The organism is Agrobacterium sp. LEGMi-208b (genome assembly GCF_059511785.1).
In genome coordinates, this window is the sequence record NZ_CM183445.1 from 2,458,338 (window position 1) to 2,473,490 (window position 15,153).

Genomic DNA, 15,153 nt, shown 5'->3' on the forward strand with positions numbered 1-15,153 from the left:
TGATTTTATCTCATGGACTTATTCCGTTTTGGAACGGCGCTAAATTGGGGATGACACGGCCGCTTCGACATTCGTTGCGTTCTCGGTGTCCCCTAATTCCGTCATTCCGGCTCAAGGCCGGAATGACGGGGAGGGGGTTTTAGTGTCATCCACGACCCGGCCGCACCAGGCGGCGAAATCCGCCGCTACCGCCTGCCAGCCGATCTCGTTCAGCGTCTCGTGCCGCATGCCCTTGTAGATGGTGTGTTCGACATGGCTGAAACCTGCCTCCCGAAACCGCTCGGCCAGCCAGACGATTTCCCTGCCGTCATTGGTGGCGGCGTCCTGATCGCCGCTGACCAGCAAAAGCGGCAAGGTCTTCGGCAGGCGTTCGATGAGTTTCGGCGCGCGATAGGAGAGTTCGAAGACATCCTGCCAGAGCGAAACACTGGCCTCGAACTGGCAGAGCGGGTCTTCGACATAGGCGTCCACCGCCGCCTTGTCGTGGCTCAGCCAGTCGGCAAGGGTGCGCCTTTCCGGCATTTTCGCGTTCCAGGCGCGGAAGGTTGCTTTCGGCAGGATGGCGCTCGGCACGTCCGAACCCTTCAGCATTTTTTCAAGCCGCAATACCACCTGCGCGATGCGGCCCATGACGCCGGGATTGAGATTGGAATTCCAGATCGACAGGCCGTCGAAGGCATCCGGATGGCTGACGGCGGTATTTAGCGCCACGAGGCCGCCCATGGAATGGCCGAACAGGATGATCGGCAGGCCGGGATGTTTTTCTGCGACCATCACGCGCATCGCCATGACATCGGCAACGACCTTTTCCGCGCCGTCCTTCCAGGCGAAGCGGCCGAGCGGCGCATCCGCCGCTTTCGTACGGCCATGGCCGCGATGGTCGTGGGCATAGACCTCGAAGCCCTGTTTCGCCATGACATCGGCAAAACGGCGGTAGCGGCCGGCATGTTCGACGAGGCCGTGGCAGATCATCAGCACGCCGCGCGCGGGGGATAGGGCGGAAGGCTGATACCGGAAGGCGATGGATGCGCCGGAAGGGGCTTCCAGCCTCTGGATCTGGCTGAAGGCGAAGTTATCGGTCGTCTCATTCATCATCGCGCCATCGCCTCATCACGCAGCTTGTCATAATCATGGGGTCATAATCGTGCCAGAGGTTGCCCCAAGGTCCTATTTACCCTACATAGCGGCAAATTTCCCGATACGTACTCTTAAAAATCCGATGTGGAGCATTCGCTACAATGGCACGTCAATTCATCTATCACATGGCTGGGCTGAACAAGTCCTATGGCGCGAAGAAGGTTCTGGAGAACGTTCATCTCTCCTTCTACCCCGATGCCAAGATCGGTATCCTCGGCCCGAACGGCGCCGGTAAGTCGACCGTTCTGAAAATCATGGCCGGTCTCGACAAGGAATATACCGGTGAAGCCTGGCTCGCCGAAGGTGCGACGCTCGGTTATCTCGAGCAGGAGCCGAAGCTCGACGAAAACAAGACCGTGATGGAAAACGTCATGGAAGGCGTGGCGCACAAGACGGCGATCGTCGACCGCTACAACGAACTGATGATGAACTACTCCGACGAAACCGCGGATGAGGGCGCAAAGCTTCAGGACATGATCGACAGCCAGAACCTCTGGGATCTGGAAAATCAGGTCGAAATGGCCATGGACGCCCTGCGTTGCCCGCCCGGCGACTCGGCCGTAACGGGCCTTTCGGGTGGTGAACGCCGCCGCGTGGCGCTTTGCCGTCTGCTGCTGTCGCAGCCGGACCTGCTGCTGCTCGACGAACCGACCAACCATCTTGACGCTGAAACCATCGCCTGGCTGGAAAAGCATCTGCGCGACTATCCCGGCGCCGTGATGATGATCACTCACGACCGCTACTTCCTCGACAATGTGACGGGCTGGATTCTCGAGCTCGACCGTGGCCGCGGCATTCCTTACGAAGGCAACTACTCCGCTTACCTGCAGGCGAAAGCCAAGCGCATGCAGCAGGAAGCCCGCGAAGATGCGTCGCGCCAGAAGGCCATCAGCCGCGAAAGCGAGTGGATCGCCTCCAGCCCGAAGGCACGCCAGACCAAGTCCAAGGCGCGTATCAAGGCCTATGACGAGCTGGTGGAAGCCGCGGAAAACCGCCGTCCCGGCGATGCGCAGATCGTCATTCCGGTTGCCGAGCGTCTCGGTCGCGTCGTCATCGAAGCCGACAATCTGACGAAGTCCTATGGCGACCGCGTGCTGATCGAAAACCTGTCCTTCAAGCTGCCGCCCGGCGGTATTGTCGGCGTCATCGGTCCGAACGGCGCGGGTAAGTCCACGCTGTTCAAGATGATCACCGGTCAGGAACAGCCCGATAGCGGCTCGGTGACTGTCGGTGAGACGGTTCAGCTCGGTTATGTCGATCAGAGCCGCGATACGCTGGCGGGCGACAAGACCGTGTGGGAGGAAATCTCCGGCGGCAACGACATCATCAAGCTCGGCAAGTTCGAGGTGAACTCGCGCGCCTATTGCGGCGCCTTCAACTTCAAGGGCGGCGATCAGCAGCAGAAGGTTGGTAACCTCTCGGGTGGTCAGCGTAACCGCGTGCACCTCGCCAAGATGCTGAAGGCGGGCGGCAACGTGTTGCTTCTCGACGAACCGACCAACGACCTTGATACGGAAACGCTGGCAGCGCTCGAAGAAGCGCTGGAAGCCTTCGCCGGCTGCGCCGTTATCATCAGCCACGACCGTATGTTCCTCGATCGTCTGGCCACCCACATTCTCGCTTTCGAGGGTGACAGCCACGTGGAATGGTTCGAAGGCAACTTTGAAGACTATGAAAAGGACAAGGTCCGCCGCCTCGGCCCGGAAAGCATCAAGCCCGGCCGGGTTAGCTACAAGCGCCTGACGCGCTGATCCTTTTCCGCATCGCTTCAGAAAGGCCCGCCGCAAAGCGGGCCTTTTCTTGTGCAATAATTGGAGTTGATGGCGGCGCAGGACACTTTGCGCTTGCATCGAACGCTACGTCGACATAAAGATATCTTTATATCTTGATTAGCTTGCGAGGCGCGGCAGAGTGGCGTTCGGTCTGGACAAATTGGTGGATCTCCTGAAGGCGGCGGGTGAGCCGACGCGCTTTCGTTTGTTGGCGCTTCTTGCGGCCGGCGATCTGACGGTTACCGATCTTACCGAAATTCTCGGCCAGTCGCAGCCGCGCATTTCCCGTCACCTCAAGCTTTTGACGGAAGAGGGGCTGATCGAACGTTATCAGGAAGGTGCCTGGGCCTATTTCCGTTTGCGGCAGGATGGCGAGCCTGCGGGCGTCGTCCGGCAGCTGCTCGGCGCCGCATCGCCCTCCGACGCCGTTCTCCAGCGCGACAGCGAACGGCTTGCCACCGTCAAGCGGGTGCGGGCGGAGCGGGCGCAGGATTATTTCAGCCGTAACGCCTCCGCCTGGGACGAGCTGCGCCGCTTGCATGTCAGCGACGAGGCTGTGGAAGGCGCGCTCCTGAAACTGGTGGGCACCACGCCGGTCGATTCGCTGCTCGATCTCGGCACGGGTACCGGCCGTATCCTGCAGCTTCTGAGCGGCATTTATCGCCGCGCGATCGGCGTCGATGCCAGCCGCGACATGCTCTCGGTGGCGCGCGCCAATCTCGACAAGGCGGGCGTGGTCAATGCCTCGGTTCGCCATGGCGATATTCTCAATCTGCCGTTGGAAGGTCAGGATTTCGATCTGATCGTCATCCATCAGGTTCTGCATTTCCTCGATCAGCCGGAAATCGCGCTGTCCGAAGCCGCGCGCATGCTGCGGCCGGGCGGGCGGCTGATCGTCATCGATCTTGCGCCGCATTCCTTCGAATATCTGCGCGATGAGCATGCGCATGTGCGGCTCGGCTTTTCGCATCCGCTGATGGAAGAATGGCTGAAAAAGGCCGGGCTGTCTCTGGAGCGCGCCGTCGATCTTCATTCTGAAAAAGCGTCCGACGAGGCTCTGGACGTGACGATATGGGTTGCCCGCGACCAGCGGCTGCTGATGGCAGACGATGTGGTGCAAGAGGCCGTTTTACTTGCTGCCGGGAGGGCATGATATGTTGAGGTCGGAAACCGCACGCCGTGATGGCGATATCCGGTTGTCTTTCGAATTTTTCCCGCCCAAGAATCCCGAGATGGAAACCCAGCTCTGGGAAACGGTTGCCGAGCTGAAGAAATGGAACCCGGATTTCGTGTCCGTCACCTATGGCGCCGGCGGTTCCACCAAGGCGCCGACGCTGGATGCGGTGCGCCGCATGATCGGCGACAGCCATCTGGCCACCGCCGCGCATCTGACCTGCGTGGATGCCAGCCGTGACGACGTGCATCAGGTCATCGAAGAGTTTCGTAATGCCGGCGTTCGCCATTTCGTGGCGCTGCGCGGCGATCCCTCCACTGGCATCGGCACGGCCTATCAGCCGCATCCTGAAGGGTATGAGAACGCCGCTGCTCTGGTGAAGGGGCTGCGCGAAATTGCCGACTTCGAGATTTCCGTTTCGGCCTATCCGGAAAAGCACCCGGAAAGCGCAAGCGAAGCTGTTGATATCGATATGCTGAAGCGCAAGGCCGACAATGGTGCGACGCGTGCGCTGACGCAGTTCTTCTTCGATAATGACGTATTCGAGCGTTATATGGAACGGGTGACGGCGGCGGGCATCACCATTCCGGTGGTTCCGGGCATCATGCCGATCCAGAACCTCACCCAGCTCAAGCGTTTCGCCGGCCGTTGCGGCACCAGCATTCCCGGTTTTCTGGATGAGCGGTTCGAAGGTTATGACGACGATCTGGAGGGGCGTGCCCGCGTGGCCGCAGAGGTTGCCGCCGAGCAGATCGCCGATCTGCAACGACGCGGCGTCAACGAGTTCCACCTCTACACCATGAACCGTGCTCCGCTGGTTGATGCGGTGCTTGAAAATCTCGGGCTGGAGCGTCTGCGCCGCAGCGCCGCCTGATTTCACGCAGCGGATGACCGACATGAAAAAAGCGCAGGTCCCTCAGGGCCTGCGCTTTTTAAACTCGTGTCATCTACGGTTCTTATCTGCGTTTGGTCTTCACGTCTCGTCAGATGAAAAGCATCATCGCTACGAACAAAAACGCCAAACCGACTGCCAAGGCATTGAGAGATTTTGTAAGTCCCATGGGTGCCTCCTGTTGTTGACAGGTTCGATAATATGACCGTTTTGTGGCAGTTGAAAAGCGGTTTTTGTGATGCAGTGCAGCACGTCTGCAGACGACATAAAAAAGAAATTTCTGTAATTATTTGAAATTAAAAGATTATTTTCTTATCACGCAGTGCTTCATATGTTTAAAAAAAGTAAATGACCGGGGTGTTATCCCCAGTCATCAGGTCGAGATTAACACTTTATGCCTTGATTCCGTCCGACAGATTAAGGGCCGGAAGGCGCCGTTAAGATTGCTTAAAGCGCCTGGAGAAGTGCGGTCGAAGGCCAGCCATCGGCGGGCAGTCCGAGACGCTGCTGCTCCTTCTGGATGGCGACGCGGGTGCCGGAACCGAGAATGCCATCCACCTTGCCGACATTGTGTCCGCGCGCCTCAAGCTTGGTCTGAAGCTCCTTCATGGTCGCATCGTCGAAGCCGGGCTCCGGATTGCCCTTGTTGTAGACGGGAGAGCCCATCAGGCGGGTGGCGAAATAGGCGGCCGAGGTCGTGTAGATGAACGACTGGTTCCATTCCAGATAGATGTTGAAGTTCGGATAGGTGATGAAGGTCGGTCCCTTGCGGCCCTGCGGCATGATGAGGGCAGCGGGCAGGGAGGCAAAGTTTTTGTTGCCGTCACGCGGCGTCACGCCAAGCGCAAACCACTCGCCGGCGGTGAGCGGACCGCCAAGGCCCGATTTTTCCCATGGCAGGTTTTCCGGCAGGGAGACTTCCTGAATCCACGGTTCGCCCTTCTTGAAGCCGAGATGCTGGATGAATTTCGCAGCCGTCAGGATGGCATCCGGGGCGCTATCCTTGACGTTGATGTGGCCGTTGCCATCACCATCAACGCCGAAAGCAATGATGTCCTTGGGGAGCATCTGCACCTGGCCGATTTCACCGGCCCATGCGCCGGTGTTGGTGGCAGGGTCGAGATCGCCATGCTGAACCATTTCAATGAGCGCCAGCAGCTGCGGACGGAAAAGTTCCGGGCGGCGGCAATCATGCGAGAGGGTCACCAGCGCGTTGCGGGTGTTGAAGTCGCCTTGAACGGCGCCGAAATCGGTCTCCATGGCCCAGAATGCGGCGATGACGCCGGCTGGTACACCGAATTCATTTTCGGCGCGGGCGAAGGTGGAGGAGAGTTCCTGCAGTTTCTTGCGGCCGATATCGAGGCGCGCCTGGCTGACGGTGCGCTGGGAGAATTCCAGGAAGGTCTGGCGGAAGACACCCTGCGCGCGGTCACGCGAGAGCACCTTAGGGTCGATCTGTGCGCCGGCAAGCGCCTTCTGGATTGCATCGGCCGGAATGCCCTTGGCGAGGGCGTCGGCTTTTACGCCTTCGAGAAATGCGCCGAGATCACCGCCGCAGGCAACCTGCTTGGGATCGTCAGGCGAGGCCACGGGCGGCGTGGCGAAAGCGGAGCCGGTGGAAAGAAGCGACAAAGCGGCGGCAAAAACGATGCTGCGCGACCGGAAGGTGGACATGGGAATTTCCTCAATGGGTTGTAAGGCCCGCTTTACCCATATGTTTGCGACAAAAAAACGGGTCTCGCGGTCTGGCGATAGGTGAGAACGCGGTTTTTTTGAATGTGTTGCTTCTTGGCCGTGTTTATTTGGCGGAAGCGACCCATTTGCGCCAGTTTTTCTCGCTGCCGGCAAAGACGTTGATATCGGTCGGGCCGTTCACGCCGGGCACGACACCGGTTGCCGTATATTGCCAGAAGGCCCATTGCCGGTCTTCATAGATCTTGGTCGGATGCGCGGCAACGGAGCGCACCCAGAAATGATAATTCTTGAACTGGCCGACGAGATTGTCGCGGTGGAAATCGACCGAGGTATAGATGATCGGGCGTTTGCCGTAATGCGCCTCGATGCGGTCGAGGAAACGCTGCATCTCGGCGCGAACGATGCCGGGTGCGGGACGTGTCTTGCAGGTGGGGGAGGCGGGGTTCCACTCCACATCGAGAACCGGCGGCAGGGTGACGGCTTCCTTCGGCACGTTGCGAATGAACCAGTCGGCCTGGGCGTCTGCTGTCGAGCAGAAATAATAGAAGTGGTAAGGCGCGTGCAGAACATCTGCCGCCGCCGCGCTGCGCCAATGGTCGCCGAATTTCGGATCGATGCGGTCCGACCCCTCCGTCGCCTTGATGAAGACGAAGGACACGCCCGACTTGCGCACGGTCTGCCAATCAACATCGCCATTCCATTTGGACACGTCGATGCCGTGCACTTCGTGGCGGTGCGGGTTGTTCATACCGAAATCCTGGGGATCGGTATCGGAAAATTTCGGTTTGGAAACGGATGCGGTTTCAAGCAGGTCGTAACTCGTGGAGGTGCAGCCGCCGATCAACAGCATAGCCGTGAGTAGTGCCGATAAACGCAGCCGCATTGGAACCCTGATGAAAATGTTGACCATCCCACGGCCGCAAATGGGCGTACCGTATCTCCCGATTTGCGCATAACATGGTAAACAAACTGATATGGCAAGGGGCAACGTGCTTTTTGCACCTCGCAAGTCGCTGGATTTGAAGCGATTTGCGGTTTTACTGCGGAAATCTGACCCGGCAGGAGCCCCGAAAGCGACACCCCTTGCGGCCTGGCGCGATGCGTAACTCTTCGGGAATCAGGCGTCGGCCAATATGCGGTGGATTTTCGGCTGCTGCGCTTCAACGACCGGAAGAGTGATGATCGCCCGCCACGCATAACCCCGGGCAATTTCCTCGAATTCGAGATTGCCGTCAAAGCGGCCGGCCATATTGGCCAGAACATAACGGAGATTGGCGCGGGGCGTGACGTGAAAACGCGCGAGCCAGGCTTGCAGAAGGGTGCGGAACCACTTCGGCAATTGTTCCTGCTGGCCGAAATCGACGATATGCAGCGAACCGCCGGGTTTCAGCGCCGTGAGCGCCTGTTCGATCGCCTTTTCCCAGTCCGGTATCATCGACAGCGCATAGGGGATCATGACGCGATCGAAGCCGTCGGTCTGGCCGAATTCTGAAGCGCGAAAAGCAGTGGCATCGGCCACACGCAGAATGGGGCGTTCCGCCTTGCCGGAAAAATTCTCGGACGCGGTCAGCAACATTTCGGCGGAGATGTCTAGGCCGAAAAGCTTCGCGTCCGGAAACTTGCGGCTGGCGAGTAGCAGGTTGCGGCCGGTGCCGCAGCCCACTTCCAGCAGCGTGCCGCCCTTCGGCACGTCGAGGCCGGAAATGGTCCTGTCGCGGCCGAGAAGGTAATATTTGCGGGTGATATCGTAGATATGCCGCTGGTGGCGATACATGCGGTCCATCAGGCTCGCATGCGCGCTGTCTGCAAGGCCCACATTCTCGCCGATGGTTTTCATGCCATAGCCCTCTGGTAGATATGGAAGCCGCCATAGATGGCGGAGCGGTCCATGGCGTTGAGCTCGTTGGAGCGCTCTTCGAGATAGACCCACTGGTTGCGGATATCAGGCGAAAGCCGGCCTTCGATGACGCTCTTTTCGGCTGCGGTGCGGAAGATGACGCGCGCGCCCGAAGCGGCGGTGCGGCTGATCTGCGACCATAATTCGTTAAGCTGCGTGTCCGTCATCCAGTCCTGCGCATCGAGGAGGATATAGCGGTCGACTGCGCTTGCCGGCTTGCGGGAAAGAAGCTCGGTATAGGTGGCGTGGTGTACGGCGACGCGCGCCGTATTGTTGCGGATCGTCTCGTAATATTCCGGCTTGAGATAAGCGGGCAGCGCGCCCTCATGCGGCTCGGGATAACGGCGCGCGAAGGCCTGCCAGGCGAAATAATTGTCGCTGAGCGGGAAGTTGCAGGCGAGCTTTTCCAAGCGCTCCTTGAGCACGGAGGCGACCGTGCCATTGGCGGAAAGGCTCGCCAGCTCGTCATATTGGCGCGGCGGAATGCCGAGGCCGAAGAGCGAGCTTTTGCGCTTCGTCAGCCAGCGCACCACCGGCTTGTCGAACAGCGGCGCCACCTTGCTGTCGAAAAACTGGCGCTGTTCGTCCAAGGTGCGGGTCTTCGCCATTTCGGTGAGCTTCACGCCATGCAGCCGGGCCATGAGATGGCCGGCGCCGATGAAGCGGCCGAGCAGGCCGGTACGATAGATGTTCCTGTCGAACACCGAGATGCGGCGGCGGCCGGAAAGGGTGCGCTTCGACCAATAGGCCTTTGTCGTCGCGTCGAGATGCTCGGCGATGAAGCGGTCATAACCGTGGCTGTTGCTGCGAGTGTTGGCGCGGCCGAAGTGCCGCACCACATCCTGGTGCGCCGGCAGATGGCGGAAGGCGGCGAGCTTCAGCTTGTTCAGCGCGATGTGATGCGGGTTGAGGTCAACCACATCGATGCTGGCGGGGTTGCGGGAGAGATAGGCCAGCATGTTGCAGCCGCCCGAACCTATGGTGACGATGCGATGACCTTCGCCAAGCTCCATCGCTTCCATGTCGATTTCGGGGTCTTCCCATATCTGCGGATAGACGAGGCCGGAAAAGAGGACGCCGAAGAAGCGCTCGGACAGACCGCTTTTGGAGAGTGCCTTGTGCTGGAGCAATGCGGACTTCAGTTTCGTGTTCTTGCTGAAGCCGGTCTTGGGTGCCGCACTCGTCATATGTTCACCTCTCAGTCGATTGAGAGGCGTCTACAGCCGTGACACTACAATTTGATGACAGGGGCTGTGGGCAAAGGCGGGGAATAGGGAGGTCGGTGGAAAACCGGCCTGCGCCGCCCAATCAGGATGATGAAATGAAAACACCCGGCGGCTTAAGAAAAGCCGCGTGGTTGCATTCGCATAACAGAGCCGGAGGCCATCACTTGCGCAGAACGTGCAACATGCCCTTGCGCTTGGCGTCGTAATAATAACCACGAGCATAAAGCCGGACCGCGTTATCGCGGTCGTTGCCCGCCACAACCCATGCGCCGCGCAGATATTTGACGGCGTATTTGAGGTTGGTTTCCGCATCGAACAGGCCGGAGGCGGGGCCATCGAAGCCCATCGAGCGGGCGGTGGCGTGCCGGATCTGCATCAGGCCGAAATTGCCGCTGCTATAGGCACCGGGATTATAGCGGCTTTCACGCTGCACCACGCGGTGAACCAGATCTTCCGGCACGTCATACATGGTGGCGTATTTGGTAATCAGCCCGCTCAGCTTTTCGCGTCCGGCGGGTGCGGAATTGAGCGGCGCCGTCATTGATTCGTTCTGACGGATGGCGGCAAGCGCGGCATTGGTCGGGCCGGCGGCATAGGCGAGAACCGAGCTGTCCGGCTTCGGCAGCGGAATGACTTTCCGTTCGGCTGTCAGTTCGGTGCCGATGGAGGGCGAACCGGGCGGCGGCGGTGCCGGCGGGAAGCTGCCCTTGACGGCAACCACCTGCGGCAGATCGGCTGCGGCATTGTGGGCGGCCGGTCTTGCCGCCAGATCCGCCGTTTCGATGGCTGTCGCCGCTGGAGTGGCGCTTGTCGGCGCAAGGGCTGCGGCCGTTGTCGGTGCAGATGTCGTCACGCTTGCCTGAGCGACCTCGTTCTGCTGCGGTTGCATCTGGGCGGCGATGGCGGCGGCTGCGGCAATTTCAGAAGCCGGCGGCAGAGCCACGCGTCCGCCCTTGACGGCGACGGCGGTGGGAAGTGCCGCAGGCTGGGAAGAGGTTGCGGTTTCGGCGGTCTGCACCGCCGCTGCTGCCGGGGTCGCGCCCGCTGCGGCTTCGGCCGTTGCCGGCGGCGCCGATGTTTGCGCAGGCGTGGCAGCGGGATTGACTGTTGCAATCTTCGGGCCGTCCGGCCCTTCCTTCGCGGTATATTCGACGCTGGTGCATGCGCTCAATGCCAGTGCCAGACCCACGGTGGAAGACAGAAGAAGTGCACTTCTTCCGCGGAATTTTCCCGAATTTCGCATGTTGCCGCCTTCGTTATGCCTGTCTTTCGATACCCCCGCGTCGAGCGAAGCAGGCAGTGTCCCGTCGAGCCTTCATTAACCTATTGTAAGGATAGCGGCAAGCCGGGACGTTTCTCCCCGGCTTTCGGGCGGTTTTTCAGGCCGCGATGCGCCTGTATCCGGCGCTGACGGCGCGGCCGGAAATGAAGTGGGTGCGGTATTTCGGCCGGATTTTTTTATCGCCCGACATGCGGCGCACCAGCGCCAGAGTGGAGCCGGCAAACAGCGCCTGCGCGGTTAAAATCACAAGCGCCAGAAGCAGGATGGCGGCCTGCGCCATGGCAAGCGTTTCAATTGCATTGCCGGAGGTGGACACGAATTGCGGTAGCAGCGCGAGAAAGAAAGTGAAGTAGCGCGGGCGCAGGGCGGCAATGGCGTAACAATCGCGGAAGATACCGCTCCAGGATTTGCCCGGCAGATTGTCATTGTCGGCATTGGCCGCCTGGGCGGCGGGGGTGGCGAAGGTCCACAGGAGAAACAGCATCAGCCAGCCGATGCCGGCCCATTGCACGATTTCCACGAAGGATTGCGGCAGCCAGACGAGACCGGCCACCGGAATGGCGGAAATCGTCATGGCCGTGACGATGCCGAGTGCGCCGCCGATAACGGAAGCGAAGACCGTCTTTTTGCCGCGAATGGCGGCATAGGAGGCGACAGAGAATACAAGGGGAGAGGGGAGTGCGAACACAACGGCACATGCTGCACAGAAAATCAGCCACGCCTGTCCAGACATTCTCTTCCTCCTTGCCCTCCCTGTCGCCGTCTTATTTTAGACTATCGTAAAATCAGGCCGCTGTGAACGGCTGACCGACGTGTTCCATCACTTCGGTAAACCATTTTGCAGAGAGGTCGAAATGCTTTCCGCCCTTGATACGCGGAAACTCGATGGTTCGCAATTTGCCATTCTGGTCTTCGTCATGGCCGGTGACGCCGGAGACCTTGTTGAGCGCGCTTTCGACGGCGAGATCGACCATGCCCTGGATGAGGCGCAGGTCGTCGCCATTGGCAGCGGCGGAGCGGGCGAAATAGCCCGACTTCTGCACCATGGAACGCTCGGCGCCGATAAGGCCGGCGAACTGTTTCTGGAACCAGCCGCCGACATTGATGGTGTCGATCTTCACATGGCCGAAGGCGTCGCGCTTGACCGCTTCGCCGGCAGCTTCCCGTTCTGCGACGATGGCGTCGAGGCCGGCACCTTCGGAAACGAACAGCGTGACATAGCCGTTTTTGTCCATGACGTCCTTGAGACGCTCGGCTTCCGCCTCGATGTCGAAGGCCATTTCCGGCAGATAGATGCCGTCGATGTTCTTCATCTGGGTGTTCATCATCAGGCCTTCGACATAGTCATTGCCGCTGGTCTTCTGAATATAGGCGCGGGCGGTGGCGGCCGTCAGCCAGCCGCAATGGCGGCCCATGACTTCGTGGATGACGAAGGTTTTCGGTGCGGCGCTCTGCTCGTTGCTGACATTGTCGAAGAAGGCGGCGCCGACCTCTGCCGCCGTCCAGGCACCGAGCGACTGCTTGATCGGCACCACGTCATTATCGACCGTCTTCGGCAGGCCGACGACGGTGAGGTTGTAGCCGTTGGCGCCGAGATAGGCGGCGAGGTCCGCAGCCGTCGTATTGGTGTCGTCACCGCCGATGGTGTGGAGAATGGTGACGCCGTCAGCTGCCAGCCGGTCAGCCGCGACGCGCAGCGGATTGTCGCCTTCCTTGACCAGGCCGCGCTTGGCGCAATCGGCGGCGTTGGTGAGCTTGACGCGGCTGTTGCCGATCGGCGAGCCGCCGTAACGGTGCAGCAGATGCGCCTTTTCGCGCATGTCCTTCGTGATTTCGATGCGGTCGCCCAGAAGCACGCCCTGATAACCGGAGCGGTAAGCGATGATGTCGATCTCAGGCGCGATGTCGCTGTAGCGTTCGATCAGGCCACCCACGGCCGAAGAGAGACAGGGCGCAAGGCCACCCGCGGTCAGCATTGCGACTTTCTGTTTGGCCATCATGGCTCTCCTTTTCACATATACCCAAAGACATGTCTGGCAAATGGATGCGACAGCCGCGTGTAGGTGTAAAGTGAATTTATGAAGAACAATGCCGATTTCTCGCGGTTTTTCAGCGGCTTGGGCAAAGTGGCGGAATATAATCGTTTCAATCGGCATGGCCGGTGTCCGGTTCCCCGTCGTCTGTGGAAAACCATGACCCCGTCGTGTGCCGCACTCTTGTTCCTGAAGCAAAACTGTCGCAAAGATGAATAAAAGTTAATGCCGCCGGTCCTCCGGACATATTGCATTCGCGGCAATATCCCGTCATGCTTGTCGCATGATGTTCGATTTCGCCTGTCTGCAAATTTCATCCCTGTGGGAACGGCTGCTCGGCGCAATCGGCGACGCGGCAGGCGGTGCGCTCGGGCGCGTGGTGGAAGCCATCCGCACCCTATTTGAGGGTGACCCGGAAACCCGCCGCAAGGTTTCCTTTTCCGTGGCCATCATCGCACTTTCCGCCAAGATGGCGAAGGCCGACGGTGTCGTCAACGATGCCGAGGTGCGCGCCTTCCGGCAAATCTTCGATTTCCCGGAAGAAGAAGCCAAGAACGTAGCCCGTCTTTATAACCTCGCGCGTCAGGACGTTGCCGGTTACGAGGCCTATGCGGAGCGGCTTGCCGGTCTGTGCGGTTCCGGACACGCCAATTGCGAGATGCTGGAAAGCGTCATCGACGGCCTGTTCCACATTGCCAAGGCCGACGGGCTGATCCACGAGCGGGAACTTGCCTTCCTCGGCCGGATCGCGGAAATCTTCCGTATCACCGAAGATCACTTCGAAACGATAATGGCGCGGCATGTCCATATGGACGGGCGCGACCCCTATCGCGTGCTCGGCGTTTCGCCCTCCGACGATTTTTCCGATATTCGCCGGCGTTACCGTTCGCTGGTTGCCGAACACCATCCTGACAAGCTCATTGCACGCGGCGTTCCCATGGAATTGCATGCGGCTGCGAATGAGCGTATGGCGGCTCTCAACGCCGCCTATGCGGCCATCGAGAAAGAACGCCGCGTCGCATGAGTGAATGTCTGCCGGATTTCACCCCGGATTTCGGGGGCGCAGCCGTTGCGCCTTCGCCTAACCATGGCGAAAGGCTCGATGTGGCCGGTCCCGATATTATCCTGCTGCATTATACCGGCATGACGACGGCCGATGGCGCGCTTTCCTGGCTCTGCAATCCGGAAAGTCAGGTTTCCAGCCATTATTTCGTCTTCGAGGATGGGCGCGTCGTCCAGCTCGTGCCGGAAACCCGCCGTGCCTGGCACGCGGGCAAAAGCATCTGGGCGGGGAATGAGGACATCAATTCCCGCTCCATCGGCATCGAGATCGCCAATCAGGGCCATCCCGGCGGCCTGCCGGAATTTCCGAAGAAACAGGTGGAAGCCGTTATCGAATTGTGTCGCGATTGCGGCCGGCGCTGGAATATCGCCCCTGAAAGGGTGCTGGCGCACTCGGATGTCGCGCCGATCCGCAAGGTCGATCCGGGTGAAAAATTCCCGTGGGACATCCTGTCGCAGCACGGTGTCGGCCATTGGGTGGAGCCCGCGCCGATCCGCGGCGGCCGCTTTTTCCAGCGCGGCGATCATGGCCAGCCGGTCGAAGCGCTGCAGTCGATGCTGTCCATCTATGGATACGGCGTTGAAATTACAGGTGCTTATTGCGAAAAAACGGAAGGCGCCGTGGCTGCCTTCCAGCGGCATTTCCGTCCCGCTCTGGTGGATGGGATCGCGGATTTCTCCACTATCGACACGCTGCATCGGCTGATCGCCAGCCTGCCGAGATTTTCGGCCGCTTAAACGCGAATTCTGGAAAAGCGTTCCTCTTTTTCTCGCTCTTCAAGTCGCTTTTTTTACTGTGCCACAGTTAATCCGCATTGAGGAAGTTTAAGAACGTCACTGCATGCGGTGACGTTCTTCAGGGGAACCTGCCGTCAATATCAATCAAGGAGACCGGACAGCGGAAGGTCGAGATCGACTTTCCGGGCGCAGATTATTTGTGTCGCTTCATTGTTTCTGTCATCCGATCTGGAGACTTTTTCTAC

General features: G+C 59.7%; 13 protein-coding genes. 5 read left to right on the forward strand and 8 right to left on the reverse strand.

All coding sequences use genetic code 11. The features are described from left to right. Nucleotides 1-111: 111 nt before the first annotated feature. Complete coding sequence (locus AC5YUO_RS11880) at nt 112-1,092, reverse strand: alpha/beta hydrolase (protein WP_496154856.1); 981 nt, start codon at nt 1,090-1,092, stop codon at nt 112-114. 146 nt (nt 1,093-1,238) lie between these two features. Here AC5YUO_RS11880 and ettA point away from each other — a divergent pair, with 146 nt between their 5' ends. From ettA to metF, 3 genes are all read left to right on the forward strand, one after another. Then, complete coding sequence (gene ettA, locus AC5YUO_RS11885) at nt 1,239-2,888, forward strand: energy-dependent translational throttle protein EttA (RefSeq protein ID WP_400813283.1); 1,650 nt, start codon at nt 1,239-1,241, stop codon at nt 2,886-2,888. A 160-nt stretch (nt 2,889-3,048) separates the two neighbouring features. Continuing rightward, nucleotides 3,049-4,062 (forward strand): ArsR/SmtB family transcription factor, encoded by a 1,014-nt coding sequence (locus AC5YUO_RS11890; protein ID WP_269829082.1) that lies wholly within the window; start codon nt 3,049-3,051, stop codon nt 4,060-4,062. Nucleotide 4,063: 1 nt separating this feature from the next. Next, on the forward strand, nt 4,064-4,957 hold the full coding sequence (metF, locus tag AC5YUO_RS11895) for a methylenetetrahydrofolate reductase [NAD(P)H] (RefSeq protein ID WP_496153441.1): 894 nt from the start codon (nt 4,064-4,066) through the stop codon (nt 4,955-4,957). Between the two features lie 465 nt (nt 4,958-5,422). Here metF and AC5YUO_RS11900 read toward each other — a convergent pair whose 3' ends face one another. The 7 genes from AC5YUO_RS11900 to AC5YUO_RS11930 all read right to left on the reverse strand — a co-directional run bounded on the left by AC5YUO_RS11900 (nt 5,423) and on the right by AC5YUO_RS11930 (nt 13,072). After that, nucleotides 5,423-6,649 carry a lytic murein transglycosylase gene (locus AC5YUO_RS11900; protein ID WP_496153442.1) on the reverse strand — a complete coding sequence of 409 codons (1,227 nt, stop codon included), beginning with the start codon at nt 6,647-6,649 and terminating at the stop codon, nt 5,423-5,425. A gap of 124 nt (nt 6,650-6,773) precedes the next feature. Continuing rightward, nucleotides 6,774-7,553, reverse strand: coding sequence for a glycoside hydrolase family 25 protein (locus AC5YUO_RS11905; RefSeq protein WP_400813288.1), 780 nt, complete (start codon nt 7,551-7,553; stop codon nt 6,774-6,776). Between the two features lie 234 nt (nt 7,554-7,787). After that, on the reverse strand, nt 7,788-8,507 hold the full coding sequence (locus AC5YUO_RS11910; RefSeq protein WP_496153443.1) for a class I SAM-dependent methyltransferase: 720 nt from the start codon (nt 8,505-8,507) through the stop codon (nt 7,788-7,790). Next, nucleotides 8,504-9,754: a BtaA family protein gene (locus AC5YUO_RS11915; RefSeq protein WP_059756626.1), complete on the reverse strand. Its 1,251-nt coding sequence runs from the start codon at nt 9,752-9,754 to the stop codon at nt 8,504-8,506. Before AC5YUO_RS11915 ends, AC5YUO_RS11910 begins: the two co-directional genes overlap by 4 nt. 199 nt (nt 9,755-9,953) lie before the next feature. Next, nucleotides 9,954-11,036, reverse strand: a complete 1,083-nt coding sequence (locus AC5YUO_RS11920) for a transglycosylase SLT domain-containing protein (protein WP_496153444.1) — start codon at nt 11,034-11,036, stop codon at nt 9,954-9,956. Nucleotides 11,037-11,172: 136 nt separating this feature from the next. Then, a complete protein-coding gene (locus AC5YUO_RS11925; RefSeq protein WP_496153445.1) occupies nt 11,173-11,808 on the reverse strand; it encodes a LysE family translocator in 636 nt (211 codons plus the stop codon). A gap of 52 nt (nt 11,809-11,860) precedes the next feature. Beyond that, complete coding sequence (locus AC5YUO_RS11930) at nt 11,861-13,072, reverse strand: pyrophosphate--fructose-6-phosphate 1-phosphotransferase (protein WP_400813293.1); 1,212 nt, start codon at nt 13,070-13,072, stop codon at nt 11,861-11,863. A 319-nt stretch (nt 13,073-13,391) separates the two neighbouring features. Between AC5YUO_RS11930 and AC5YUO_RS11935 the strand changes: the two genes are divergently transcribed. Further along, on the forward strand, nt 13,392-14,132 hold the full coding sequence (locus AC5YUO_RS11935; RefSeq protein WP_003522185.1) for a J domain-containing protein: 741 nt from the start codon (nt 13,392-13,394) through the stop codon (nt 14,130-14,132). Beyond that, nucleotides 14,129-14,908: an N-acetylmuramoyl-L-alanine amidase gene (locus AC5YUO_RS11940; RefSeq protein WP_496153446.1), complete on the forward strand. Its 780-nt coding sequence runs from the start codon at nt 14,129-14,131 to the stop codon at nt 14,906-14,908. The genes AC5YUO_RS11935 and AC5YUO_RS11940 overlap by 4 nt, the downstream gene beginning before the upstream one ends. The last annotated feature ends 245 nt before the right edge of the window (nt 14,909-15,153 follow it).